The sequence below is a fragment of the Pseudomonas sp. NFACC16-2 genome (assembly GCF_900119205.1).
Taxonomy (GTDB): domain Bacteria; phylum Pseudomonadota; class Gammaproteobacteria; order Pseudomonadales; family Pseudomonadaceae; genus Aquipseudomonas; species Aquipseudomonas fluorescens_Q.
In genome coordinates, this window is sequence record NZ_FPIX01000021.1 from 79,933 (window position 1) to 106,818 (window position 26,886).

Genomic DNA, 26,886 nt, shown 5'->3' on the forward strand with positions numbered 1-26,886 from the left:
AGGATGCGGTTCGTCTGGTACCGAAAAGAAGCGTCAGTCGACGTGGTTAAGCCCCCAACTCCTCGTGTCTTTCCATGAGGTCAACCGCACCCTGCCCTTCAATTTCCTTTGCCAAAAACGGCGCGCGCCGCCGCAAATAGTCCAATTTGATGTCGCCATCGAAAAATGCTGTTGCGTACTCTTCACGGACCTTCAGACAATCATGATCGTTCAGTTTCAGGCGTGTAATGGTAGCGAGCACCCGCGCCTCAATCGCGGGATCAAGACCCTCGCCGGGAATAACCTGGTAGCTGACCAGTTCGAGACGAAACCATCCATCCTCGACCTCGAAAGGGTCTAGGACATCCTGGTAGTTGTTCTTGCGGGCATTCATTAGCGTGCAGGCCAAGCGATAGTTCTGCCATTCGTATACGTCCTGCCACGCATGAGACTTAGCTAGCATATGGTCCACTGAACCACCGCCCGTGACTCGCTCGATATAGATACAGATATAGGCGCAGAGACGGCCGTACGCCTCCATCAAGTCCGGTAGAGCATGGGTCCACACAGGTGGAAACTTGTCAGCCGGAATATCTTCGCGTGTTTGCGCCACGACCTTCCTGGGCCGCCCTCTACGCGCGGGTAAGGCCTCCTCACCTACCAGCTCGGCAATAGCTCGATGACCAGGCTTTCTGACTATTTCATCAAAGCTCTCAGGCTCATTCGCCGGCTCGACTCGAATCATATGTTGCCCAACCTCTGCTCGCGGAAGTTGCTCCAGCGAACCCAGAAAGAATCGACATCACTCAAGCTACCCCGAAGTGCCGAGTCAATATCGCTAAGCGTGCTCTTCTGCTCAGCTGTTAAAGGCGCCTTTTGCAGGCTGACTTGCCGCAAAAATGCTCGGGCACGACCCAGCGCTTCTTCGGCAACCACGGAGCTGGGCTCCTTCAGATTGAAAACCTCAGAAGAGAGCCAAGCATTCACGTCCCCTTTACGCGAATAGGGATAGAGCGATGCCTGTACTTCGGCACCGACCAAGTCGAAATCCCAGATGCAATCACGCGCACTATCAAAATCAGGTTCGACCGAAGCCAGCACCAACGGTGAATGAGTCGCTGCCAACAGCTGCACAGGTACCTCACGACTGCCAGTGAGTGCATTCATGACATTGAGCAACGCGGGGACGATACGGCGCTGCCATTGCGGATGCAGGTGGCACTCGATTTCATCAATTAGAAAGATGATCTCTCTTGCCGGTTGGACCCGGTAACGCTCATAAGCTAATTGATGCTCTCGCCAAGTCCATACCAGCAGATAGGCCAATGCTGCAATACGACGCATCCCTGCCGAAGCCTGGGTCAACGGCACATCCTGTCCGTAAGGCATGTGTAAAGAGGGAATGTATCGGACACTATCGCCCACTCGCATCGGCTCCCCCGGCTTCATTTTTTCTACACCAGAAGGAGAAAGAGCATCCAGCACTTTGACCAGATCATCGAAAGCGGGCTTGCTACCTTCTTGCCACAGAACCCAATCACTGATCAGCCCGTTGCACAGTTGGGTTTTGCCGTCGCTGGAAAGCAAACCATTCCAGACCTCATCAGGTGAAAAGTCAAAGCTACGTGGACGGTTCGGTGCCGCTGCTTCTCCCTTGTCCCCCTTCCAGTAGTTACGGGCCGGGTCCCAGACAGAGAAGCTGCCGTCGACTCCGGCATAGATCACTACTCCTGGAATTGCCGGACGGCTCTGCTTAACCGACCATTGCTGAGACTCATGGTCGAAATTACTTTTGTAGACAAATTCGCCGGTGCTACCTTCGTAGCAGTAAGCAATACTCGACTGACTGGCGTCCTTACGCGGAGTGGCTATGCCGTCTCTAGGCCAAGTGCGCGTTAGTGACCACCAGGCGATGTCTAAAACAAAGCTTTTACCCAAACCATTGTCGCCGGTCAGGAAATTCAGACGCGGTTTGAAGTCGATGGCGAGCCTCTCTGCAGGACCAACACCTTCGAACGTCAGGTTTTTAAGCATGGGCGGTGTCTCCAATCATTCAGGCATTCAGGCATTCAGGCGCCGCCCCATAGGTGCAATGTGATGTTCACAAAACCGTTGGGTGCTGTCCGCCAACAAGGCACTTGTACCTATTATCAAGCAATCATTTTGAGGAAACGTAGGCGAGTCTCCAAAGCGTTGACCGCCCAAGCTGGGCATGTCCTTGCGCTGGTTTTCTCTGAGTCCGCCAGCCACGCTCGCACACTACGTGCACTACATGGACGCTTAGTTTCTTGGGCAATGAGCTCAGCTGCTTGGGCTTGAGTAACGCCCGATTTTTCTATAAGCCACAGGAGCTTGTCTTTAGAGTACATGGAAAGCCTCGTAGGCACATGTGCCTATTGTAATCCATCGAGGCAAACTCGTCGAAAGCGCCCAAGCTCGCACCCGGAAGGGCATGCTGTTGGCGCTGATGCGATTTTGAACCAGACTACCGGAATTCATTGACCCACCCGAGTACTCAAAAAATGATGACCTTGTGGGTGATTTCGGAGGCAGTATGTGGGTCAGTCAAAATCAGCAGCCTGAGGTAAAAATCGTATCAGCGCCGACACGTCAACGCGGTCAGAACGCTTTTTCATTACCTGAATAACAAGCTTGGACACTGATTCTGTGCACCGATGGAGGCCGGGGGACCGGGCTACCCTTATTGAAAAGGACAACCATGAGTAAGAAATCGCCTGAGCTAATACCGCTCCTCGACTATTTGCGGATTCATCGTGTCATTCGCAGCGTGCTGGACTCATGTCAGGCAGACACTGCTCACGCTTGCTGGTACTTCAGCATGGCGGGCGCTGCAATCCTAAGCCAACACTACAGGAGAAAGGCTCATCCCCTCGCAGGCGCAATGTGCCTGATGACGGATGTCGAAGACTCGAAGGTCATGTGCTTCGCAACAATTGAAGATGGCGAAGCCCATAGCAGCCCCAGCGCCTTCCACGCGATGGTCGCGTGCGACGGCTATCTGATCGATTTTATGAGCCCGATTTTTCCAGAGACGGCTAAATCTTCCCACCACGCATTTACCCCACTAGCCAAGTCCTTTCAGCGAAAATTCGAGACCATGAATCCATCCCCTATGGAACTCGAACAGGCTGGTGATTTTTTCTTCGATCCGAATCCAGTGCTGACCGACAAACTTGTGCGGAAAGTCCTGGAAAGCCGATTTCTCAGTGATGTGATAAATGGATGCTGTGACTGGTACAGGCGCCCCCCGAAAACAATCCCTCCGACAATCACGGTGGGTGATGAAAAAGGCCAGATGACCACCGTGAAGCTCAAGGATGTGTCAGTAGTCGGTTCTTGGTAAGCGAAGCTGGGTTGGGCTATTCACAAGGTGGTTGCCCCTGAGAGGAGCCTCCTCCCACACCGCCCTGGCGACTTTCCGCGTAGCGGGCTACGTGTACCGCCTGATTGAAAGACCCAACCATTGAGCGCGGTTAAGGACCAGCCTTTGACCAAGACACACCAGCGGGCTTTTGCAGCACATCCCGCCATCAGCCTGCTTTGTCGCTCGTTTTCTAGAATTCCGGGGCCCCCAACAAGACCAGAAGGGTCTAGCATGGGATCCGGCATTTACTGATGGCCAATACGTACGGATACAGGAATGGCAAGGATTGATCTGAAAGTCCCCCTCTCAGAAAAAGATGAAGCGAAATCACTCGGTGCCAGGTGGGACCCGAGCCTGAAGACTTGGTACATCCCCGAGGGTGTCGACATCGGCCCCTTGGCTCAATGGCTGCCCGTAACAGAGCACGCAGACCTGGAGCACGGACCTGAATTTAGCGTCAGAGCATCGTATTACTACGTCATAGAGTCAGTGTCCGACTGCTGGGGCTGCTCCAATTTGACCCGCGTGTTTTCGTTCAAGCTGCCCCAGCAACACGAAGAGTTCGATTACTATGTGGATGAGGACGAAGATTTCCCGCTCACAAGCAACCTCGGCGAATGGAAGTGCCATGGGCATCGCGGGACGGTCTCCAACGTTGACAGCCTTTCCCCCCAAGTCACGAAGCAACTCCATCGCTTCACCAACAAGTTCAAGCAGGCCTACAGCAAAACAGCAGGCAGCCGTTACCTGATGAACCACTGCGAAAACTGCGGCGCAAAGCTCGGCGATTTCTTCATGCACAGCGAACTTGGTGGAGCTTTCTTTCCGACCTCACCACACGAAGCTCAGCGGATGACTCTCATCAGAATCAACGAGCGGTTCGACGCCAACTGTAGCGTCGGCTTTGCATCCGAAGATTTTTTCGACTGGATGCAGGTTCGCCAGCAACCCTAATTACCCGATCCAATCCCGGACTGCCCGAGGACCCCGCGCACCTCAGGCCCACTTGCGGTATGAATTAAATCAGTAGAAGGCGCTGCATCGATGGCAAGGATGTTCCCAGACAACGGGCCTTTCGGCACCGAGAGCAAGGGCGAACGAGATCTCTACACCGTCTTCAAGACGGAGCTACCGGACGACTACGTTGTCATCCACCGCCTTCCCTGGCTCTGCTCCGCTGTGAACAAGGTTGACCCTCAAGCAAAGCCGACCGGAGAGATCGATTTCTTGATCGTCCATCCGGAAAAAGGGCTGCTCGTGCTTGAAGTGAAGAGCGGCAAATACGGCGTTAGGAACAACCAGTTTGTCCACCTCCACAAGCATTACACCATCGACCCCATCGGCCAGACCCGCGACAACGTCCACGGAATCGCCCGGTGGTTGGGTTCCGATCCGTCACTTCGATTCCGGATCGGCTACGGGTTTATTTTTCCCAACTCCGACTTTGCAGGAAAGGCGACCACGCCTGGAATGTACGACACGACTTCCACTCCCCCACAGCCGCTATACATCGACTATCGAGAGATGCCGAACGTTACGCAGCGTGTCGTGGACCTGATGGACTACTGGAAAACCACCCTGGGAAATTCCGATTTGGGCGAAGCCCGCTTCACTCGTGTCGTTGAATTTCTCACCCCAGAAATCGACGGCAGGCGTGGCTGGGCCAGTCGCATCTTCTTCGACAACAAGCTCTGGCTCCAACTGACCGAGGAACAGAGCACGGTAGTCACAAGGGTGTTAAAGAATCAGACGTCGCTCGTGACCGGATGGCCTGGAACCGGCAAAACACTGATCGTAATCGAAACCGCTCGGAGACTGGCCGCGCAGCAAAAGAAGGTGCTGGTGGTTTCGTTCAACAACAAGCTCACGGAGTACGTCCGCACCCAGCTTACTGACTCAAAAGGCTGCGAAGTGGCGACCTGGCACGGCCTATGTGGGCAGGCGCGCAACGCCCTGGGCCGCACCAGTGAAGCGGGAAAGGAAGATGAGTGGTATAGGCAGCAATGCGAGCTCGATCTGAAAGACGCCATTGATCAAGGGCGCATGGCCGATTACAGCGCCTTGCTTGTCGACGAGTCCCAAGCGCTCACCCCTTCCTGGTGCGAAACTCTAACCAGCTGGTTCCATAACAAACCCAAAGCGTTCTTCTGCGACGAAACGCAAGTATTCCCGTACGAACGCGGGAACATCTCCCTGAAGGGCCTTACCGAGCTGCTTGGCGTAGATCCATTTCCACTAACCATCATCCTGCGAATGCCAAAGGCGGTCACGAGCATACTCGAAGAGGTCATGCCTCCTAAACTTCAACATTCGACCCCAAGGACACTGGAGTATGAGACCGCCGTAGAGATAATTAGCGCTAATCCATGCAAGGAAGCTTCTGACATCAGACAAAAACTCATTGATAGCGGAGTTTTACCTGAAGATATTGTAATTTTAATCGCCAGGTTTATATCAAGACAATACATTGACTACTTGATAAAAGAGCGTCCACTTTGCGAAACAATTACGAAATTCCGGGGATTGGAGGCACCTGTCATTTTGATCCTTGGCGCGGAGCTGCTCGATACCGCTGAGTTATTTAGCGCCTACTCTCGGGCAACGTCAAAATGTATAGCCATTTACAATGCTGCTAGTCGTACTTGGTCAGGAAAGGAAGCATTTAGGTCCAGACTTAAAAGCCTCCCCAACCACCAAGCGACCTTGCAAGATGAAAAAAACAAGCTGCGTATCGATAACATAGTAGCTCGCTCCACAAAAAGAACACCGCTAAATCTCGCTAGCCTTAACATTTCCTGGGCCGAATCTTGGCAAGCCTGGCTCATAGAGGCAGACGAAGATCAGTCACTGGTGAAAATGTGGATCGCTTATCTGGCGCACAAGCTACCTCAGCCCATCTTTTTTTGGCCGAAAAACTCAACTAGTAGTTTCCATTTGGCCAAGATCAATCCGTCATCGCCAGATTCCGCCGACTCTCCGGAGTCGTACTCTCCGCAAAGATTAATGTTCTATGCATGCAAGGAGTGTGGCGACTTAACACCACACACTGACATCGCCAAACCTATTTGTAAGCTGTGTGACACAGAGGTAGACAGAACGCCATATCCGGACAAATTTATCATAGATGAAATCCTCTTGATGGATCGAGTGGTGTCCGGTGAGCTGCCTAAAGATCGTATTCGTGAGCTGCAACCGAACCTGTCACTAAACATTGCCGCCGCCGCCTCGCTATTCCGTGCGGAACGAAACAAAATGCGCTCAAATGTACTCAAAGTCCAACTACCCGAAGGGCGAAGATTCTATTTGATCGCTTTCATTTTCGCTCAAGTAAGGATTGCTACTTTCAAACCCGGAGCGGTCATGGACGTGAATGCCCTCGCGGATGAAATCCATGGGCGGTTCAACAGACTCACATTAATTTCTTCAGTCGAGTGGAGAAAGATTTTCGCTAACGCGATGGGTACTTTCTACTCGAAAGGCTACACGAAAAAGATCAGCAAAGGCTTCTATTCCCCGGTAGAGGACGACCAGGCGCCTGTGCCAATAAGGTTTAGGTTCGACGGGAACGACGAGGCCAGTAAAGATGGCGAGATCAATGAAGAAAGCCAAGGCAGTGAAGGTGATCACCTCGAAACGGCGCCAGAGAGCGTTGTAGAACAAGGCTAGGCCCGTCAAGAGTAAGCGTCCGCCCAACTCACCTCGCGTAAGTCAGGCCGGCATCCACTGATGCGCTAGCTTTTTTGCAGTGAAAACCGGAGCCGACCTTGTCAATTGAGTCGAGCCCATGCCGTCGGTGGGAAGGACAAAAGCCTGCAAGAAGCAAACTTGAAATTTTTCTGCCTGAAAATATTGTTCTAGAGCCATATAAAAATGTTTCCGGCTTGCCTGAGAGCCTCAAGTCAGCCTTGAGCTTTTGAGATTGACGTCTATACCAATTATAGCCAATCGCCAGCACGAAAAGGAGACGTCATGCGCTTCACTTTTTTTATTTGCCTGTTGCCCACATTGATCGGGATCGCGGGATGCAATGCGTCTAGGCCTGAGTCGGGGTCCATGATCAAAGCCTGGTCAGAAGGTGTCGGGAATCTAGGAATTCGAGCCGTGTATCCCCTGCAGGAAGACCTATACCCCGGGAATCTGCTCTTGGTGCCTTCCTACCCTGGTAAATCTCGCTCCGACTTCAAACCAGCAAATTTCTACACCCATTACACCGCGCCTGTCGGCTCACTGGATTTATGCAAGCTGTACCTGACCCTCCAAAATGCTCCCGAGCTTCCCCCTATATCCAACTACCAAGCTCCTGGCGAGATACAGGCTACCGGAAAATCTGTAACGCCATGGCAACCGATCGACATCAAATACTCGAACTTTAAATGCAGTGATTTTGCGGATTCAGATTTTAAGATCAACCGCACCATGGCCTTCCCTGCGTTTCGATTTGGATCTTTAACTGAAGTCGGTGCAGGTGCCAACTTGATGGCTGGAGCCGTTGGAGCCAAAGGAGGAGCCGTCAAGCAAGACGAGTACATCATGACCATTTCTGTGCCCAGCGCGACTGTTATCAGGGTCGACACCCCTCGACTCCTAGCAGCCCTCAGAAATGCGGAGTTTGATGGGGTCGACTTCCCGGAGCTGCAAGATGTGGTGAGCGGTCTGATGAAGCCACAAACCTATATAGACAGCGAGGGCAAAAGCTCGAATCCCGAGCTATTGCTTGTGTCAGAAGTGTATTACGCCAATGCCATAGACATTTCGCTCACGAGCACAGCTGCTCACTCAGGCCAGCTTGCTCTAACCACTGAGGCATTGGTCGAACGCTTTGACAGACTGACGAACCTTCGAGAGCAACTGAAGTCACTCGGCAACGATAAACCTGATACCAGCGGTGGCAAACCTCAAGCAACCTCCAGTGAGAACAAAGCCACAGCGACAGATTTGAAACAGAGGATTAGAGATGCCGAGACTGAGATCGATCTACTGTCGAAAACCATAGTACCAAGCGCTCCTGGAATAACCGGTTCGGTGAAGAACATCTCATCGTCAGGGATTACGCTGACTCAGATTTTTCCTCGCCCTATGGCGATAGGATATCGAGCGATTGGCATAGATCCCGTGAAGTTCATCAGTAAAATCCCAGCCCAAGAAGTAATCATGATTCCCCTTAAAGCGGGACCGCGCGTCCAGAGTCCAGCCAGATAAATAGCAGGATTCGGTATCCTTCGCTACCTCCGCTTCTCTAGGAGCGGCCTACATTGCAGCAAGGGAAGCAGTCACACGACGCTGAACAGACGCTATCCCTGCGTGAAGGTACGCTGAAGGCCGCCTTGTGCCACCTCGGCCCTGTCAGAAATTGCCGTTTGAAATCGCTCGTGTATTGCATGCGATTGGGGGCAAATCAGGGGGCATATCAAGATCGTTTTAAGCTAAAACTACCGTTCTAGAGCTAAGTCAAAATGTTCTTTGGCGATCCGGATAGCCTGTAATGGCACCTGCTGCGTGAAAAGGAGCAGCGTTCCTCGATTGGCACTGACTCCGACAGAGGTTCCATCCTTGGCTTTGCTGAGGGACACGGCCGGGTTGAACGCAACGTGACCTTACGCACCACAGTTATATCGAGTGTGGATCATGATCTGTGTTGAGGGTGGCGCGCTCGCCGCGCCCTCGATCGCTCCTCGTATCCAGCGCACCGCGGCAGCCGTCTCGCCAACGAAATCATGAGAGATAACGTAATCCATGACGCCGGACTCAAGCATCGCCCGCGTATGAACCGTAAGCTCATGGCCGACGAAAATAGGCCGATCCTCAGCCGCGATAGTCTCCATTGCCTGAGCGACGCCCCGGTTGGCACCGGCCACGTTGTAGATGGCTGCCGGATAGTCGTGCTTGGAAAAGTAACGCGTCAATTGTTCAGTCGTGGTCTGAGGGCGATCGTCGGACATCACTCGTTCATCGATTTTCAGATACGGGAATTCGGAGCGGAGCACCCGGCGAAACCCCATCTCCCGCTCTTGCTGACAGCGAAACGGCACACTGGTCACCAGCAGGATTTTCGCGGGCTCTTTAGGTAACGTATTGCCGATCAGCAACCCGGCGACACTGCCTGCCGCATATTGATCATTGCCAACGTAGGCACTACGCCCGGAGTTAGGCAGGTCGGTGGTCAGGCACACAACTGGAATACCCAGGGTGCAGAGTTTGCGAATCGCGCGGTTGATCGCCGGATGCTCGCGCGATACGACGATCACACCATCCGCTGAAGCGCCCTCAACCTGAACCTGATCAGCAAACGTGGCGGGATCGACCTGGTTAGTCGGTTCATAGTAGCCATGCACCACGACGCCTGGCGTCGAAGCGTTCACCAATGCCTCGGCGTCGGCCAACGTTGCATTGAAGGTTTCGCCCGAATCGCAAAAGAGCTTGATCTGCAACGTGGCCATGCCATCAGCCAAGTCTTTCTTTAGCTTATCCAGGGCCGCCAGCACTTTCATACGGGTGTTTTCTCGCACGCCGGGGCGGTTATTCAGCACGCGGTCGACGGTGGCTGCTCCGACCCTGGCCACCTTGGCGACCTGTTGAACAGTGGGCCCCTTCCATAAACGCGCCGATGTTTGCATGGACATATAGCCTGCTCTCTCTTGATGTTATTTACATCATATACGTATTACTGATGACTGTTTTCAAGAGCAATGAAAACCACTACTACACCTTCAAATTTGAGGTTTTTCACATCATAAATAGCCTATGGCGCGCCTTGATGATTGCTTGTTCGGTGCTAATAATCGAGGCACAACAAACACAACAAACACAACAAACCGCCAGGATAGTCCCATGAATAACTCGCCTCATCGGTTGGTTTCGACCGCCACGGCTACGCCGCTTATGGCCACAGACATCTCCTTTCCCAGTCAACGCGCACGCGAGTTCGACGCTGCGTTGATGACTTTCGCCCATTGATAGGTCGTTGAATATGAGCATACGAATCGCCGTTATCGGCGCGGGTATCATGGGGGAGGATCACGCCCGCATCATTGCCCAGGACCTTCCGGGCGCCACTTTGCATGTGGTGTGTGATGCGTCACCAGAGCGAGCGAAACTGATAGCTGACCGTTATGGCGCGGCTGACGTTTCCACTGATCCTCTGTTCACGCTTTCAAGGTCCGATGTCGATGCAATCATCATCGCCAGCCCGGACGAAACCCATGCAGTCCTGACCATGGCAGCCATCGAGGCAGGGAAACCCGCACTGTGTGAAAAGCCGCTGTCTCAAAGCCCGGACCAGTGCCTGGCGGTCATCGACAAAGAGGCCTCTCGGGGTCGCCAATTCGTGCAACTGGGCTTCATGCGCCGGTTTGACCCTTCGTACAGGGAAATGAAAAGCGCCTTGAGCGACGGCGTGATAGGTCGGGCTGTGATGATGCACAACTTCCACCGCAACGTAGAAGCCCCCGCCAACTTCAGCGGGCAAATGGCGATCAGTAACTCCGCGCCGCATGAATTCGATGTGGCACGTCACGTGCTCGACACTGAATACGTTGCCATCTCAGTGTTCCAACCCACCCACACGTCTGAGGACGGCGTCGGCGCCCCGGTATTCATGGTGCTGGAAACCCGGGAAGGCCATCTGGTGAACATCGAAATCAACAACAACGCCCATTACGGGTACGACGTCCGTGGCGAGTTGGTGGGTGAGCGAGGTTCCGTGCAACTGAACACACCCGTACATGCTCGTTTCAACACCTGTCTTCAGGGTTTTGAAAGGTACGCGGCCGATTGGCGGCCGCGTTTCGCCGACGCCTACCGCCTGCAGAACAAAGCATTCGTGGCGTTCATCAACACAGGTCGGTTCCCAGTTCATGCCGCGAATGCCTGGGACGGCTATTGCGCAGCCATTGTCGCCCAAGCCGGCATCGAGGCACTCAATCAGCGTCGCCGGGTCGTGTTGCCGACGCTGGAAGCACCGCCCCTCTACCGGTCGCGAGAAGGAGCTACGTCATGAAGCTGGGATTCGTCACCGATAGCCTCGGCAACCTGCCCCTGCGGGAGATGCTCAAGCAGGCTGAACGGCTGGGAGTGTCGGGCCTGGAGATCAACACGGGCGGATGGTCCACCGCGCCGCACTTTGACTTGGCCCAGATGCTCGCCAGCGCCGACCACCGCCAGGCCCTCAAACGCAGCTTCCAGGAGCACGGTCTGGAAATCATTTCCCTGAACGCTAACGGCAACCCTTTGCACCCCACGCAGCCTGCACAAGGCCAGTGCCTCAGGGACACGATACGCGTAGCCGGTGAGTTGGGAGTCAAGACCGTCTGCACCATGTCTGGCTTACCTGAAGGTCAGGCCGGCGACAGGATGCCGAACTGGGTGGTTGCCTCATGGCCTCCCGAAACCCAGGCGATGCTGCGCTATCAATGGGAAGAACGCCTGCTGCCCTTCTGGAGCGAGATAGCTGATCTGGCCAAGGAAAATGGTGTGGAGCGCATCGCTTTGGAATTGCACGGTAACCAGTGCGTCTACAATGTCCGCTCGCTGCTGAAGCTACGCAATGCCATCGGACCGGTGATTGGCGCCAACCTTGATCCCTCGCATCTGTTCTGGATGGGCGCTGACCCGCTGGTCGCCGCCGAGGCACTGGGCGACGCCATTTATCATGTGCACGCCAAAGACACTTTGCTTAATGCGCCAGTCCAGGCCGTGGATTCACTCCTGGAAAATGGCTCATTGATGGATATCTCATCCCGAAGCTGGTCCTACATCACACTTGGATTCGGCCACGGTGAGCAATGGTGGCGGCAGTTCTGTTACCGCCTGAAGATGGCCGGCTACGATGGCTGGCTATCGATCGAGCATGAGGACGTTTTACTCAACAGCCTCGAGGGTTTGGAAAAATCCGTAAGACTGCTACAGAGCGTCATGCCGGTTGCCACCAGCGATTTCAAACCCCAACCCATCTGAATCGCACCACGAGAAAAACCCATGTAATTGCATATTGAAACGCTCACCGCGATGGCGAGTGAGTATCCCCATGAGTTTCAGTCAGGAATATCACAATGACAATTAATTCCTACGGAAATACGGCAGACACTTCAGCCGCCTATGTAAGCCCTGAAAAGCACCAGGCACAGCGCTACCTGCAAAAAATCACTTGGATTGCCACGTTTGGCGGCTTGCTATTCGGCTTCGACACCGGCGTCATCAACGGCGCCTTGCTCTACATGAAAGATGACCTGGGCCTGACACCCTTTACGGAGGGTCTGGTCGCCAGCGCCCTACTGATCGGCGCCATGATGGGGGCGCTGTTCAGCGGTCGCTTATCGGACCTCAAGGGTCGCCGCCGTCTCATTCTTTTCCTCGCCGTAGTGTTTTTTCTTGGCGCGTTGGCTTGTGCGCTGGCGCCCACCCTCAACGTCATGGTGGCCGCCCGCTTCACGCTGGGGTTAGCAGTGGGCGGCGCATCGGTCGTCGTGCCGGCGTATCTTTCGGAGATGGCGCCATCCAGCATCCGCGGTCGCATCATTACCCGCAACGAGTTGATGATCGTCACCGGGCAATTCCTGGCCTTCACCACCAACGCCACACTGGGCAATTTGTTCAGCGATCTCGACGGTGTGTGGCGATGGATGCTTGCCTTGGCAACCCTGCCAGCAGTGGCACTCTGGTTGGGAATGCTATACATGCCGGAAAGCCCGCGCTGGCTGGCCACCAAAGGGCGCTTCAGAGAGGGCCTGGAGGTGCTGAAACTGGTACGGGAGGCGTACTACGCCAAGGCTGAAATGGAAGCCATCACCCAGCAGATCAGCAACGAACGATTCATCAAAAAAGGCGGCTGGCGTGACCTGTCTCAAAAGGGTGCGCGGCGAATCTTTTTGATTGGCATCGGTATCGCTGTTACGTCGCAGCTGACCGGAGTCAATTCAATCATGTACTTCGGCACCCAGATCCTCACAGAAGCAGGCCTGGAGCAACGTAGCGCACTGATCGCCAACGTCGTAAACGGCGTTATCTCGATTGGCGCAACCTTCGTGGGTATTGCTTTGCTGGACCGCGTAGGCCGTCGTCCAATGATGTTGCTCGGTTTCACTGGCACCACATTGTCTTTGCTGTTGATTGGCCTGGTTTCGGTTTTTGTCGATCCCTCCGTCACCCGCGCCATGCTCATCCTCGGCGCCATGGCGATGTTCCTGGCCTCCATGCAAGGGCTGATCGGGCCTGCTTTTTGGGTGCTTCTGGCGGAAATTTTCCCAATGCGCATCCGCGGCGGATGCATGGGTATGGCGATCGCAGCGTTCTGGCTGACCAACGTGATGATCGGCATGTTCTTTCCATCTTTGGTTGCGATGATCGGGATCGGCCAAACCTTCTTCGTGTTCGTGGGAGCAGGACTCCTGTCCCTGACCTTCGTCGCGATATGGGTACCGGAGACACGCGGCAGCACGCTCGAAGAGATTGAGCAGCGGTTGTATGGTTAGGCAAGGAGCTCGATAGCCGGCTTCAGAAACCCTCGATTGCCCTCACCGCTCGCTGACCAAACACGCCGACGGCGAAGTCCTTGGTCTCTGCTTGGAAGTGAGGGCGTCGAGCCAGATCGCCCCCCTTCTGAGTGTTGCCGTTTCAAGTCTCCGCGGCATGGCCTGCTCAATCACTGATGTGCAACACGACCTTGCCGTGAACATGTTCATTGGCCAGGTAGTCAAGGGCCTGCGCCGCCGCTTCCAGCTCAAAGACCTTGGCGATGTAGACCTGCACGTTCCCGGCTTCGATCAAGCCGGCGATCTCCGTAAGTTCCTCCCCACGCGGCGCAGCGATGAATCGTGCGCCGGTCTTGCCTGCCGCCTGCGGATGATGGGCATCCGGCATCGTCAGGGTCGACACCAGTCGCCCGCCCTCGCCCAGTACCTGCCAGGATCTTGCCTGGGTATCACCGCCGATCAAGTCGATGACCAGGTCAAAATCCTTGCAGATTTCCTCAAAACGTTCGGTCTTGTAATCGATCGCCCGGTCCACGCCCAGTTCCCGCAGGAACGGTAGGCTGGCGGTGGACGCGGTCGCATACACCTCGGCGCCCTTGACCTTGGCGAATTGCACCGCAAAGTGACCAACGCCCCCAGTCCCGCCATGGATCAGCACCTTCTGCCCTTGCTCGATGTGTCCGTGCTCCACCAGGGCTTGCCAAGCGGTATGTCCCGCCAGTGGTACACCGGCCGCGGCCGGCCAATCCAGTGTTTGGGGGATCCGCGCCAGGTGCGCCGCCGGCACCCGCGAATACTCGGCATAGCCACCATCGGCCCCAATCATCGCAAAGACCCGATCGCCCCTCTTGAAATCACCAACGCCCTGCCCGGTCTTTTCGACGAGCCCGGCCACCTCGCGGCCCAGGGTAAGCGGCAACTTATCTTGTTTGACCTCTGGGTAATGGCCCTCGCGAATCTTGTAGTCCACGGGGTTGGTACCCACGAAAAAATTCTTGACCAGCACTTCGCCTGCCTGAGGCTCCGGCACTTCGACGTCACCTAGCTGCATGACCTCGGAGCCGCCGAACCGGTCGATCCTGATTGCTTTCATGCTACGCACCTTTTCGTCTTTTCAGAGCACACAGGGCTGTGGAGGACGGTCAATGTCCAAGGGTTCACTTGATGTCGAACGACGCAGACAAACGGCATGTTCCGCCCGGCAATCCAGTCGAACCCTTGTCCAAAACCCCGCGTCCGAACGGTATCCAGCCATCACCCGGGAGTGCCTGATGCTTATCCATCCCAAGCGCCATTTCAGGCGTTCGCTATTTTTTGCGCTTGCCGGGGAATGCGCTGGCCAACTCCTGCTTCAAACCAATTCAGCTAAAGAGGCCGGATTGAAGCCCTTCAGGTCGGCGTAATCGCCTTTTTCCACCTTGGCGACCCAATCGTGGTCACTCAGCAGAGCACGTCCTACTGCGATCAGATCGAACTCTCCGCGCTCCATACGCTCGATGAGCCGATCCAGACTCGCGGGGGTTGAGCCCTTTCCGGCGAAGGCGTTAGTGACATCATTCTCCAGCCCAACCGAACCGACGCTGATGGTGGTGGCGCCAGTGACTTTCTTCGCCCAGCCCGCGCAGTTCAGCCCGTCCTCACCGTCAATTTCGGGAAACTCAGGTTCCCAGAAGCGGCGCTGCGAACAGTGCAGGACGTCGACACCGGCCTCGACCAGTGGCAACAGCCAGTCTTCCATCACCGCCGGCGTTTCCGCGACGCGTACGCTGTAGTCCTGTTGCTTCCACTGGCTGACGCGCATGATGATCGGGAATTGCGGGCCAACAGCCTGACGAACGGCAGAGACGACCTCACTGGCAAAACGCGAGCGTTCCTTGATTGTCGGGCCGCCGTAGCGGTCGGTGCGCAGATTGCTACCAGACCAGAAAAACTGATCGATCAGATAACCATGGGCTCCGTGGATCTCAACGGTATCGAAGCCCAGTCGTTTGGCATCCGCAGCGGCCTTGGCGAATGCCGCTACCGTGTCGGCAATGTCCTCTTCACTCATCGCCACGCCACGCAGGTCACCTGGCGAAACAAGGCCCGACGGGCTTTCAACGGGTGCATCTGGCTCCCAGTCGTTGATGTAACGCGTGGAGCCGGTGTGCCAGATCTGCGGTGCCATGCGCCCGCCAGCCGTATGGACTACATCGATCACGTTCTTCCATCCCGCCAGCGCCGCTTCGCCGTGAAAAAAAGGAATACCGGCATCATTGCGCGATGCCGGGCGATCAATCACGGTGCCTTCCGACAAAATCAGCCCGACACCGCCCTCTGCCCGCCGCCGGTAGTAGGCAGTACTCGCTTCACCCGGGATGCCCTCGGGTGAGAACAGACGCGTCATCGGCGCCATGACAATGCGGTTTTTCAGTTCGAGCGACCGGATGAAAAAAGGACGGAATAAGATGCTGGTATCAAGGATCGACATCGGATGGACTCCATTTGTTTTCGGAGGCCATAAAGTATATTTTGTAAACCTGATGTCAATTAGGCACTTAAAGTCGCCTAGGTATACGTGAGGAAACTTCAATGCTGGAATTAAAGCCGCAGTGTTTTTCGTCGGAGTGCCCAAGCCGGGCGTTGTTCGACCAGATCGCGGATAAGTGGTCAATGATGGTTCTGGCAGTGCTTGATGACGGGCCCCATCGCTTCAACGCCATCAAACGTCGTCTGGAGGGCGTCACCCAGAAGGCACTTACCCAGTGCCTGCGGCGGCTGGAACGCAATGGTCTCGTCTCGCGCCAGATCATTTCGTTCTCGCCCGTGGCAGTGCAGTATGAGATCACCTCATTGGGTCGAACACTGCAGCAGCCATTTCGCGAATTGCATAAATGGACGCTCGACAAATTGCCCGAGGTTGAAGCGGCCCGGTCGAAATTTGACGAGGCCGCGGAGTTCAAGTTGGCGGAGTGATTCGGTTAGTCGCACGAGCTACATCGGTGCATTACACCGCGCTCCATAATTGACAGTGTCAAAATCGCCTTCACGGTGTAGGCCAGTGGTAGTTCCCTTTGGAAAACCACAGCGCTAAAACACAAAGCTATGCCCTAACTCCACTTCCATCCAACCCAGGAATCGCCGGACTCTGGGAAAGCTCGAGTGTGCCTTGGGGAACACCAAATGGTGGGCGGCGACCGCAGAGCTCAAGGCTTCGGGGGCGACTTCAACCAGCGAACCGTTGGCGAGGTACTTTTGCGCCAGCAGCGTGCTTTCAAGGGCGAAGCCCAAGCCGTGGCTCGCGGCTTCCAGGCTCATGTAGGACCGGTCAAAACTCAAGGCGTAGGGCTTTTCGGGGCGCGCCAGACCATGTTGGGCGAACCACTCAGGCCACTTGAGCAAGGTTGCTTCGGAAAGGATCAGCTCTTGCGCCAGAAGATCTGCTGCGTTTTTTACCGCGCAGCGCGCGATCAGCTTGGGCGAGGCCAGCACAGCGAAACTTTCGTTACGCACGGTGCGCACTTCATAGCTGGGCCAATTAGGCCGGCCGTGACGAATATCGACATCGATCTTGTCCTGACTGAAGTGCAGCGATTCATAAGAACAGGACAAATTGATCTGGATGTCCGGATTGCTCAAGCGAAACGACTCCAACCGCGGCATCAACCAGAGTAAGCCAAAGCTGGGGGAGGAATGCAGCCGCAGACAATCCATGCTGACGTCACTCGCTGCCCGCGCGGTGGCGACCTCAAGGCTCTGCAACAGACCGGAAATGTCCTTCAAGTATTGCTCACCCACTGGCGTCAGGGTCACCCCACGCGCTGCCCGCACAAACAACTGTCGACCAATCATCACCTCTAGCTTGGCCAATTGGTGGCTGATCGCTGACGGTGTGAGGTCGAGTACTTCGGCGGCTCTTGCCAGGTTGCCAAAACGGGCAGTCTGCTCGAAGGCTTGAATGGCTCTCAGCGGTGGCAGATGGGATGAAGGGAGATCGTCCTGGCGCATCGGTATTCAGCCTATTGTTTTTTGGGTTGCGAGCGGATCGTGCCATTCAAGCATTTGCGGTCCGCATTGACGAGTGCTGAATTTTATTCATGTAGCAGTGACGTTTGCGTTATTGCTCGGCCTGTCGACGGGGACCACTCTGAGCCATCGATCGTTGAATCGAACCATAAAAACAATCAGAGGTATCCCTCATGCTTCTTCAAGGCAAAGTCGCGATTATTACTGGCGCCGCATCCGCACGCGGCATCGGCCGCGCAACCGCGCTCACCTTCGCCCAACACGGCGCCCGCGTTGTAATCCTGGATCTCGACGAATCCGCCGCCCGTGACGCCGCAGCCACCCTCGGCGAAGGCCACCTGGGCCTGGCTGCCAACGTCGCCGATGAGACACAAGTCCAGGCAGCGGTCGCCAAGGTGGTGGAGCACTACGGCCGTATCGACATACTCGTCAACAATGCCGGCATCACCCAGCCCATCAAGACCCTGGATATTCGCCCGAGCGATTACGACAAGGTCCTGGATGTCAGCCTGCGCGGCACGCTGTTGATGTCCCAGGCAGTGATCCCGGTGATGCGCGCTCAGGCTTCGGGCAGCATCGTCTGCATGTCATCCGTATCGGCCCAGCGCGGCGGCGGTATTTTCGGCGGCCCGCACTACAGCGCCGCCAAGGCCGGCGTGCTCGGGCTGGGCAAAGCCATGGCACGCGAATTTGGCGCGGACAACATCCGCGTCAACTCCATTACGCCAGGCCTGATCCATACCGACATCACCGGGGGCCTGATGCAGGATGAACGCCGCCACGCAATCATCGAAAGCATCCCGCTGGGTCGGCTTGGTGCAGCGCAGGATGTTGCCAATGCGGCACTGTTTCTCGCCAGCGACTTGTCCTCTTACCTCACCGGCATCACGCTGGATGTAAACGGCGGCATGTTGATCCACTGACCACAGGTGTCAGCACCCGCTGTCCATCAAGTTCAGGATCGAAGATACGCCGGGCTTCAAGCGCGGCGTTCTATAAAAACAAGAGATCAGACCCTTATGATGACCACCATGACGCTCGACACTGTGTCCACAGTGCGCGCAAGCGCGTATCGAAAAACTGCCTGGCGACTGATGCCTTTCCTGATGTTGTGCTACCTGTGCGCCTATCTGGACCGGGTAAATGTCGGGTTTGCAAAGCTGCAGATGATGAACGACCTATCCCTGAGCGAAACCGTCTACGGGCTCGGCGCGGGCATGTTCTTTCTTGGCTACTTCCTCTGCGAAGTGCCGAGCAACCTCATTCTCCACAAGGTAGGTGCCCGTCGCTGGATCGCGCGCATCATGATTTCGTGGGGCATTATCTCTGCCCTCTTCGCCTTCGTGGAAACGGCTTGGCAGTTCTATGCGCTGCGCTTCCTGCTCGGCATCGCCGAAGCCGGGCTCGCACCGGGCCTGCTGCTCTACCTCACCTACTGGTTCCCCTCCTACCGCCGCGCCAAAATGACCGTGCTGTGGTTCATCGCCATCCCGCTCTCCGGCATGATCGGCGGGCCGCTCTCAGGCTACATCATGACCCAGTTCGCCGGCGTGCATGGCTGGGCGGGCTGGCAGTGGATGTTCGTGATCGAAGCCATTCCGACCGTCATCGTTGGCCTGATGGTGCTGACCTACCTCAAGGACGGCGTGCACCAGGCAACCTGGCTTACCGATGAAGAAAAAGCGCTGGTCAGCAAAGAACTGGCCGAGGACAACAGCCGCAAAGTCACCCATGCATCGGTCGGCGCATTCCTGCGCGACCGCCGCCTGTGGATTCTCGCCTGCATCTACTTTTGCGTGGTCATGGGCCAATACGCGATCACCTTCTGGCTGCCGACCCTTATCCGTAATGCCGGTGTTGCCGATCCGATGCACATCGGCTTGCTCACCAGCCTCCCCTACCTGTGCGCCATCGTCGCGATGGTGCTGATGGGGCGCAGCGGCGACAAGCACCAGGAGCGCCGCTGGCATCTGGTGGTGCCGATGATTGCCGGTGCGCTGGGCCTCACGTTGGCGGCGGTGTTTGGCACCCAGCTGATGCTGTCGGTGTTTTGCCTGTGCCTTGCAGCAGCAGGGGTGCTGTCGGCGTCGTCACTGTTCTGGATGCTGCCAACCACCTTGCTCGGAGGCGTCTCCGCCGCTGCCGGGATCGCTGGAATCAACAGCTTTGCCAATCTGGCGGGTTTCTGCTCGCCCTACCTGATTGGTTGGATCACTACCACGACCGGTTCGAGCGCCATCGGCATGTACCTGATTACCGGTGTGCTGTGCATCGGTGCCTGTTTGGTGCTGCGTATTCCTGCCGCTTCGGTCAATCGTTGAGTTAACGGAGAATTTCCATGACTGCCACCTTATCGCGCGCGTCCTCCATCACACTGGTGCAGCGCGCCCATAACATTCGCCGCCATGCCTTGCGCATGGGCCAAGTCCAGGGCCAGGGCTATGTCGGCCAGGCGCTGGGCGCGGCAGACTTGCTGGCCGTGTCGTACTTTCATGCCTTGAACTACAAGCCCGAAGAGCCTGAGTGGGAACAGCGTGATCGCTTCTACCTCTCCATCGGTCATTACGCGATTGCGCTGTATGCCGCGCTGATCGAGGCGCAAATCATTCCACTGGATGAGCTTGAAACCTACGGTTCGGATGACAGCCGCCTGCCCATGTCCGGCATGGCTGCCTACACCCCCGGCATGGAGATCACCGGTGGTTCGCTGGGCCAGGGGCTGGGTATCGCAGTGGGTGCCTGCCTGGGTTTGAGGCGCAAACAGTCCGCCTCATTCGTCTACAACCTGCTGTCGGACGGCGAGCTGAATGAGGGATCCACCTGGGAAGCGGTCATGTCAGCGTCGCACTGGAAACTCGACAACCTGATCGCCATCGTCGACGTGAATAACCAGCAAGCCGACGGACATTCCAGTGAAGTGCTGGCATTTGAACCCATCGTTGACCGATGGCAAGCCTTCGGCTGGTTCACCCAGCGGGTAGACGGCAACGACCTGGACGCCTTGGTCAAGGCGTTCGACGCTGCCCGCAGCCACCCTGGCGCACAACCGCGCGTCATCATCTGTGATACCAGGATGGGCAAAGGCGTGTCGTTCCTGGAAAACCGCGAAAAGACTCACTTCATCCGCGTCGACGAGCATGAATGGGATGTGGCCCTGAACAACCTGGAAGAAGGCAAAACAGTATGAGCAACGCAACCAACATGATGGCTCAGGCGCCTGTAGCGCCGAAGAAAAAGCTGACCACCTCGGCGATGATTGCCTCGATTGCCGCTGAAGGCCAGGCCACAAAACCAGCGCCATTCGGTCACGCACTGGCCGCACTCGCGGACCAGCGCCAGGACATCGTGGGTTTATCGGCTGACTTGTCCAAATACACCGACCTGCACATTTTTGCGAAGGCGCACCCAGAGCGCTTCTACCAGATGGGCATGGCTGAGCAGCTGTTGATGAGCGCAGCAGCCGGCATGGCTCGGGAGGGGTTCGTGCCCTTCGCCACCACTTACGCGGTGTTTGCGTCGCGCCGGGCCTATGACTTCATTTGCATGGCGATTGCCGAGGAAAACCTCAACGTTAAAATTGTCTGCGGTCTGCCGGGCCTGACCACCGGATACGGCCCCAGCCACCAGGCAACGGATGATCTGGCGATCTTCCGCGCCATGCCCAACCTGATGATCGTCGACCCCTGCGATGCCCTGGAAATCGAACAAGTCGTGCCCGCCATAGCCGCGCACCAAGGGCCAGTCTACATGCGGTTACTGCGCGGCAACGTACCGCTGGTGCTCGACGAATATGGCTATGAATTCGAGATCGGCAAAGCCAAGACCCTGCGCACGGGCAATGAGGTTTTAATCATTTCCACCGGTTTGATGACCATGCGTGCCCTGGAAGCCGCCAAGGAACTCCAGGCTGACGGCGTGGATGTCGCGGTGCTTCACGTTCCCACCATCAAACCTTTGGATGAGCAGACTATTCTGGCGGAAGCCAGAAAGCCGGGACGACTGGTCGTGACTGCCGAGAATCACTCCATCATCGGCGGATTGGGCGAAGCGGTGGCGACCGTGCTGTTGCGCAATGGCGTTACGCCGACGTTCCGGCAAATAGCGTTGCCGGACGCGTTTCTCGATGCTGGTGCGCTTCCGACGTTGCACGATCGCTACGGTATTTCCACCCAAGCTGTGTGCGCACAGATCAAGGGTTGGTTATAGGGTTCAAACCTACAAGGGACTGAGTGAGTCCCTTGGCAGGAGGGCCTCCTCCGCTCACTGAAAATATTCCCTGAGAGTCTCTAAGCGTCTTCTGGCAGGCTGTTCATCTGATCATCCTGCCTTTCCTTAGCCCATATTGATGTGATAGCTCCGACCGGACTCTTTGCGAGTCACTAGACCGATATGAGACTTTCAGCGCAACGGTGAACATGCAGTCGATGAGCGTCTGCTCCGCCGATCTTCAACGGCGACCGCCGACCGCATGATCGCAGTGTAACCGAGCTACGTTCTGATCGATGCGGTCTTGGATCGTGCGCAAGGTGTCTCGAGTAATAACCTGTGGGTATAGGTTCTCGGCAATGCTTGCAAACTGGCTCGCCACATCACAAATGCCGTCAATCATTCTGCCTGCGACGTCCGGGGGCACCTCGGCTTCCTCGGCAAGCCGAAGCATTTGCGTGCGGGAAATCGACAGGGCTTCCCCCATCACATCCATCTGGTGATATCCACTTGGCCCCTCGCAGAAGGTCACGTCGTAAGCCGGCGACAGTCTCCACTGACCGTCTTGCGACATGATGTAGGCAAAGTTCTTGGGATGATCGTCTCTGTTGTTGAACGCAACATTGAAGACGGCACGTTCGAAGGCCACCGCCATCTGTCGCACGTCGTTGGTACACATCTGTGTTGCCCGCAAAAAATTGACGTAGTCCAACACCCCCGCAGATTGGTAATTTGCCCCCGTAAAGGCCGCGAGGCTTTGCATGGGTACGCGCAGACCATCCCGGCGGTCAAATCGCTTACTGGCAAACGCTGCCAACCCGTCAGGCAGACTGAAATACTGCGTGTCAGGGGTTTCGATACCACACATGCGCAGGCACTCGGCGTAGACCATTTCGATTGCGCAAACCTCGGCCTGTTCTTCCTTGGCCGGGAACTTGATCAACCAGGCTTCAAAACCCGGCGTGACGGCAGTGGTAAACCGGCCAGTTTCGGGATCGCGATAGACGAGGGCCTTGGGCCTTGCACCTTGAGGCGAGCCACCCACCAACAGCAACGTCTGCAGGAACTCGCCACCGTCTCCATGGAGCACTTCCCGCACTTCGGCCGCAAGCTGCTCCAGCGGGATGTGGACATCAGATTCCTGCCCTTCGGGTGCCACGGGCTCAAACGTCATGGCCCCCATTGCATTGCTACCGATGTAGGCCAGCCGTTCCAGTGAGCCGATGCGCGCCGTGGTGAGCCCGCGGCGCCTGAACATACGGTCCATCAGCAACATGCCCCACCCATCCGGCAAGGAGTCGTAAACAGGCCCTGGCAGGTACAGTTGGTGGTCCGGAAAATCTCGGCGCAAGTGAGCCCCCTCCAACGGCAGCGTGTAGGAGGATAGTTCCAAGCCCCTTTGCCTGGCTTCATTGCTGTACTCGAACACGATCAGCGGGCGACCGGTCAGGGCAGTCGTGGAGACCAGCGTGCCCCATTGCCATCGCTCACCCCATCCCTCGTAGAAGACGTTGACCTGCTCAAGCATTGCCGGACTTCCTCTTTGTACGCAGACGATTGGCGCTGTTCTCGTAGCGCCGAATATCCTCGATGCTGTCCAGCTTTGGCAGGAACAGACCTTCCAGTTCCTTGGTTCGGCCAAGAGCCATCGCCACCCGAACGACGTTCTCGAATCCGACATTGCGCCCGGCTTCAAGGTTGGACACTGTATTTGTGCCGATGCCGGCACGCCCGGCCAAGTCGGCTTGTGTCATATCCCGCGCCAAGCGCTCTGTGCGCAAGCGATCGCAGAGGCGCTTGACGACCTCGCTCGGCTTGCTGAAGCTTAAATCCAACATAACGTGTACCAAGCCCGTTCTGTGCCAGTTAGTTCACAAAATTATAGAATTAACGCCCAGCCCTATCAAGCAACTTAATTCCCTAAAGCTGTGTCTTATCGCTTGATTTATGGCTTTAGCCACAATTTAATGGATTTATCTCATTGTAAGCTGTCAGTTACCCGGATCGTTATTCTTCTTGGGCCCCATCTTCTCCGTCAGCTTCTCGATCAGGTAGGCGTTGACTTTATCCTTGCTCTCAGCTGCTGCCTCAAGAGCTTTGGCGGTTGGCATCTTGTCAGGTCTTGTCAGGGCCCTCCGTGACCGTGAGTACAACGTCCTGAAATCGCTTAGTCTTCTCAGCCTCGAACTGGGCATAATTCCTGGAAAGCTGGAGAGCGCCGTACACCGCGCCACTGTTGAAGTGGTCCAATGTAATCGCAGGTTCGTGTTCACTCCTTCCTGTCACCACTCAAAGCTTCCCGCTGCCAGGCCTGGCGCATGAGTTCAATGACTTCTGCGTCCGACGTCTGGGCAAAATCCAAATACCAATAACCGATCGACATCATCCACTCGGGAATGAGTGGGCAAATCACTTCATTCACTTCGCTGCGCAACGCCTCGACCGTTTCCAACGGACCAACCGGCACCGCGACAACAATGCGCGCCGGGGACTGCACGCGTACCGCATGGACCGCGGCCATCATGGAGGAACCGGTTGCCAAGCCGTCGTCAACCAGGATCACGACTTGGTCCTTGAGCTGCAACGGCGGGCGATTCCCGCGATACACCTGTTCGCGCCGTAACAATTCCTGCGTTTCCCGGGCGACGACGGCATCGAAACTGGCGCGGTCGATCGGGTGCACCCGCAGCGCCTCGTCGTTGAGGATTTGTATGCCTGCGCTGGCAATGGCGCCCATGGCAAACTCCGGGTGCGACGGGATGCCGAGCTTACGCACCAGCATCAGGTCCAGGCGAACGTTCAGGGCCGTCGCCACTTCATAAGCCACCGGGACGCCACCACGGGGCAAGGCCAGGATGACAGCGTCAGGCCGGTTGGCGTATTTGAGCAAGGGCTCCACCAGTCGCCGGCCAGCCTCTGCGCGGTTCGGCAACGTGGTTTGCAATGAGGGGCTCTGAATCATGGGAACCTCCTGAGGCATTGACGTGATGGACGATCCTGGTCGCGCCAGATGGCTAGTACGCTGCGACGGGTCGCCGTCGTTGCGTTACAACGGGCACCTCCGTTACAGATTCACCATCCTCTGTCAGAGCAACCTTGGCGTTGATATATATCAAGCCCCTTCGTCAGCCAGACATCCGGCAACTCATGCTCGCTGGAAAGGGCGGGTGGTGCACCATGGCGTCGCCCGGCGTTTGATCAGGTAGACATCGCCTGAAGCTTGCGATCAAGGTCGATGAAACCATCGGCCTGCCAATCCCAATCCTGGGCTTGGGCTGCATCGGGTGCAGGCGCTCCGCCATATTCCATGGGCCGGTCGATATAGGCCGTCATCAGGCCGCAATCCCTGGCTGCCGCAAGATCGCTGTGGTGGCAGGCCACCAGGCAGAGTTCAACGGGTTTGATGTCCAATGCCCTGGCCGTGGACAGGTACGCCGCCGGATCCGGTTTGTAGGTTTGCGCGAACTCCGCTCCCAGTAGCGCGTCCCATTGCAAACCGTTGTAACGGTTCATAGCGATCATCAAGGCCACATTGGCATTGGACAAGGTCACCACCGTAAAGCGCCGACGCAGCAGGGCCAGGCCCTCGGCTACGTCAGGCCAAGGGTCCAGGCGACGCCAGGCATGGGCAAGCGTGTGCAATACCTCGGGGTCAACCTGGTCGACTTCCAGGCCGTAAGCCGTCAACAACTGGACCAGCGTCTCGTAGTGCAGCGTGTCCAGGACAACAAAGCCTCCATGCCCCTTGATGCACTCGCGCAACGCTGGCGCATACAACCGGCGCCATTGCATGGCAAATTCCGCAGGGCTGACAGCGGGCAGGTAGGTCGACACGAATGGACTCGCCTCACGTGCGATGCCTGAATGCCAGTCAACCACCGTACCGAACACATCGAATGCCAACGCTCGTGCAAGCGCCATCGCAAGACTCCTCTGCTATTTAGGTCCAGCCTGGCACACCGGCCGCCGAGGCTCTGGAACGCGGGAACCCAATGAGCTTAGCCTTATCCTTTTCATGCGTCATCGATACTGCACGAGCATCTATAGCTTGTGACTACCCAGCACCCAATACCGCTGCGGTGCCGCCTTGCGCAGTCGCGCCGCGAGGAACACGCCAACCAGCAGCGCTGCGGGGATGATCGCGCAGAGGCCGTATGACAAGGCCTTGCTCGCGCCCGTCAGCACATCGAAGTGCACCACCGCGATAAACAGCACCGCCAATAGCGCCAGGCAAGAGAAGCCCGGGAAAATTCGCCCACGCCAGATCCCCAGCTTGAGCTCGGGGTGACGCTGGGCAAACACCCATACCGCCGCGGACGTGAGCGCCATCAGCAAAATCACGCACAGCGTCGCCAGGTTGGACAGCCAGGCGAACAGTTGCAGGATCGGATCGGCATCCATCGCGGCGAAGACCAGCACGACCACGGCAGAGATCAAACTTTGCAACGCCGAGCCCATGTGCGGGCTCTGATGGACGCGATGGGTGGTGCCCAAGCGGCTGTGGAGCAAACCGTCACGCCCGATGGCGTAGAAGTAACGGGCCGCGGCATTGTGAAACGCCAGCAGCCCGGCGTAGATGCTGACCATGAACAGCACGCGGATGACCTGGGTCAGGTGCGGGCCGACAAAGTGATCGGACATGCCGTAGATGAACGTCGTCGGATCCTGGAGCGCCTGCAGGGTCGGCACGATCTTGTCAGCCCCGACGCCGATCACCATCGCCCAGACCGACAGGGCATAGAAACCACCGATCAACAGCACCGAGCTGTAGGTAGCAATGGGAATCGTACGGTGCGGGTTCCTGGCCTCCTCGCCGTAGATGGTGGTGGCCTCGAAGCCGATGAA

24 protein-coding genes are annotated in these 26,886 nt (G+C 56.5%); 13 read left to right on the top strand and 11 right to left on the bottom strand.

What is annotated here, in order from left to right; translation table 11 throughout:
* Positions 1 to 46 precede the first annotated feature (46 nt).
* Together BT116_RS17710 and BT116_RS17715 are read right to left on the bottom strand one after the other, a co-directional pair.
* On the bottom strand, positions 47 to 724 hold the full coding sequence (locus BT116_RS17710; RefSeq protein ID WP_072346004.1) for an HNH endonuclease family protein: 678 nt from the start codon (positions 722 to 724) through the stop codon (positions 47 to 49).
* A complete protein-coding gene (locus BT116_RS17715; protein WP_072346006.1) occupies positions 721 to 2,013 on the bottom strand; it encodes an AAA family ATPase in 1,293 nt (430 codons plus the stop codon). Before BT116_RS17715 ends, BT116_RS17710 begins: the two co-directional genes overlap by 4 nt.
* A 685-nt stretch (positions 2,014 to 2,698) precedes the next feature.
* Here BT116_RS17715 and BT116_RS17725 point away from each other — a divergent pair.
* The 4 genes from BT116_RS17725 to BT116_RS17740 all read left to right on the top strand — a co-directional run bounded on the left by BT116_RS17725 (position 2,699) and on the right by BT116_RS17740 (position 8,563).
* On the top strand, positions 2,699 to 3,343 hold the full coding sequence (locus BT116_RS17725) for a DUF2026 family protein (RefSeq protein WP_072346010.1): 645 nt from the start codon (positions 2,699 to 2,701) through the stop codon (positions 3,341 to 3,343).
* 297 nt (positions 3,344 to 3,640) lie between these two features.
* A complete protein-coding gene (locus BT116_RS17730) occupies positions 3,641 to 4,318 on the top strand; it encodes a DUF5710 domain-containing protein (RefSeq protein WP_072346012.1) in 678 nt (225 codons plus the stop codon).
* Between the two features lie 90 nt (positions 4,319 to 4,408).
* Entirely contained in the window at positions 4,409 to 7,030 is a 2,622-nt protein-coding gene (locus BT116_RS17735; protein WP_072346014.1) for an AAA family ATPase, read from the top strand.
* A gap of 303 nt (positions 7,031 to 7,333) precedes the next feature.
* Positions 7,334 to 8,563: a hypothetical protein gene (locus BT116_RS17740; protein ID WP_072346016.1), complete on the top strand. Its 1,230-nt coding sequence runs from the start codon at positions 7,334 to 7,336 to the stop codon at positions 8,561 to 8,563.
* A 395-nt stretch (positions 8,564 to 8,958) separates the two neighbouring features.
* Here the strand turns inward: BT116_RS17740 and BT116_RS17745 are convergent, their stop codons facing one another.
* On the bottom strand, positions 8,959 to 9,984 hold the full coding sequence (locus BT116_RS17745) for a LacI family DNA-binding transcriptional regulator (RefSeq protein WP_072346018.1): 1,026 nt from the start codon (positions 9,982 to 9,984) through the stop codon (positions 8,959 to 8,961).
* A gap of 208 nt (positions 9,985 to 10,192) precedes the next feature.
* On the opposite strand from BT116_RS17745, the gene BT116_RS31485 reads away from it, so the two are divergent.
* The 4 genes from BT116_RS31485 (at position 10,193) to BT116_RS17765 (ending at position 13,830) form a co-directional block, all read left to right on the top strand.
* Positions 10,193 to 10,318, top strand: coding sequence for a hypothetical protein (locus BT116_RS31485; protein ID WP_256572548.1), 126 nt, complete (start codon positions 10,193 to 10,195; stop codon positions 10,316 to 10,318).
* A 13-nt stretch (positions 10,319 to 10,331) separates the two neighbouring features.
* Positions 10,332 to 11,360: a Gfo/Idh/MocA family oxidoreductase gene (locus BT116_RS17755; RefSeq protein WP_072346022.1), complete on the top strand. Its 1,029-nt coding sequence runs from the start codon at positions 10,332 to 10,334 to the stop codon at positions 11,358 to 11,360.
* Entirely contained in the window at positions 11,357 to 12,316 is a 960-nt protein-coding gene (locus BT116_RS17760; protein WP_072346024.1) for a sugar phosphate isomerase/epimerase family protein, read from the top strand. Before BT116_RS17755 ends, BT116_RS17760 begins: the two co-directional genes overlap by 4 nt.
* 95 nt (positions 12,317 to 12,411) lie before the next feature.
* The gene (locus tag BT116_RS17765; protein WP_072346026.1) at positions 12,412 to 13,830 is read left to right on the top strand and encodes a sugar porter family MFS transporter; all 1,419 of its coding nucleotides are present in this window, start codon (positions 12,412 to 12,414) and stop codon (positions 13,828 to 13,830) included.
* A 166-nt stretch (positions 13,831 to 13,996) separates the two neighbouring features.
* Here BT116_RS17765 and BT116_RS17770 read toward each other — a convergent pair whose 3' ends face one another.
* Both BT116_RS17770 and BT116_RS17775 read right to left on the bottom strand, forming a co-directional pair.
* The gene (locus tag BT116_RS17770) at positions 13,997 to 14,923 is read right to left on the bottom strand and encodes an NADP-dependent oxidoreductase (protein ID WP_083569161.1); all 927 of its coding nucleotides are present in this window, start codon (positions 14,921 to 14,923) and stop codon (positions 13,997 to 13,999) included.
* Between the two features lie 258 nt (positions 14,924 to 15,181).
* Positions 15,182 to 16,300, bottom strand: a complete 1,119-nt coding sequence (locus BT116_RS17775; protein WP_072346030.1) for an NADH:flavin oxidoreductase — start codon at positions 16,298 to 16,300, stop codon at positions 15,182 to 15,184.
* A 101-nt stretch (positions 16,301 to 16,401) separates the two neighbouring features.
* On the opposite strand from BT116_RS17775, the gene BT116_RS17780 reads away from it, so the two are divergent.
* Positions 16,402 to 16,785 (top strand): winged helix-turn-helix transcriptional regulator, encoded by a 384-nt coding sequence (locus BT116_RS17780; protein WP_072346032.1) that lies wholly within the window; start codon positions 16,402 to 16,404, stop codon positions 16,783 to 16,785.
* Positions 16,786 to 16,899: 114 nt separating this feature from the next.
* On the opposite strand, the gene BT116_RS17785 is transcribed toward BT116_RS17780, so the two are convergent.
* Complete coding sequence (locus tag BT116_RS17785; protein ID WP_072346034.1) at positions 16,900 to 17,817, bottom strand: LysR substrate-binding domain-containing protein; 918 nt, start codon at positions 17,815 to 17,817, stop codon at positions 16,900 to 16,902.
* Positions 17,818 to 18,008: 191 nt separating this feature from the next.
* On the opposite strand from BT116_RS17785, the gene BT116_RS17790 reads away from it, so the two are divergent.
* The 4 genes from BT116_RS17790 (at position 18,009) to BT116_RS17805 (ending at position 22,041) form a co-directional block, all read left to right on the top strand.
* Positions 18,009 to 18,758, top strand: coding sequence for an SDR family NAD(P)-dependent oxidoreductase (locus BT116_RS17790; RefSeq protein WP_072346036.1), 750 nt, complete (start codon positions 18,009 to 18,011; stop codon positions 18,756 to 18,758).
* A gap of 96 nt (positions 18,759 to 18,854) precedes the next feature.
* Positions 18,855 to 20,156, top strand: coding sequence for an MFS transporter (locus BT116_RS17795; protein WP_072346038.1), 1,302 nt, complete (start codon positions 18,855 to 18,857; stop codon positions 20,154 to 20,156).
* Positions 20,157 to 20,173: 17 nt separating this feature from the next.
* Entirely contained in the window at positions 20,174 to 21,022 is an 849-nt protein-coding gene (locus BT116_RS17800) for a transketolase (protein ID WP_072346040.1), read from the top strand.
* On the top strand, positions 21,019 to 22,041 hold the full coding sequence (locus BT116_RS17805; RefSeq protein ID WP_072346042.1) for a transketolase family protein: 1,023 nt from the start codon (positions 21,019 to 21,021) through the stop codon (positions 22,039 to 22,041). Before BT116_RS17800 ends, BT116_RS17805 begins: the two co-directional genes overlap by 4 nt.
* Before the next feature lie 241 nt (positions 22,042 to 22,282).
* Here BT116_RS17805 and BT116_RS17810 read toward each other — a convergent pair whose 3' ends face one another.
* The 5 genes from BT116_RS17810 to BT116_RS17830 all read right to left on the bottom strand — a co-directional run.
* Entirely contained in the window at positions 22,283 to 23,569 is a 1,287-nt protein-coding gene (locus tag BT116_RS17810) for a type II toxin-antitoxin system HipA family toxin (RefSeq protein ID WP_072346044.1), read from the bottom strand.
* Complete coding sequence (locus BT116_RS17815) at positions 23,562 to 23,879, bottom strand: helix-turn-helix domain-containing protein (protein ID WP_072346046.1); 318 nt, start codon at positions 23,877 to 23,879, stop codon at positions 23,562 to 23,564. The genes BT116_RS17810 and BT116_RS17815 overlap by 8 nt, the downstream gene beginning before the upstream one ends.
* Before the next feature lie 431 nt (positions 23,880 to 24,310).
* Positions 24,311 to 25,003 (bottom strand): phosphoribosyltransferase, encoded by a 693-nt coding sequence (locus BT116_RS17820; protein ID WP_072346048.1) that lies wholly within the window; start codon positions 25,001 to 25,003, stop codon positions 24,311 to 24,313.
* Positions 25,004 to 25,239: 236 nt separating this feature from the next.
* On the bottom strand, positions 25,240 to 25,962 hold the full coding sequence (locus tag BT116_RS17825) for a haloacid dehalogenase type II (protein WP_072346050.1): 723 nt from the start codon (positions 25,960 to 25,962) through the stop codon (positions 25,240 to 25,242).
* 120 nt (positions 25,963 to 26,082) lie between these two features.
* Positions 26,083 to 26,886: APC family permease (locus BT116_RS17830; protein WP_139271888.1), on the bottom strand; the 804-nt coding region annotated here is incomplete at its 5' end.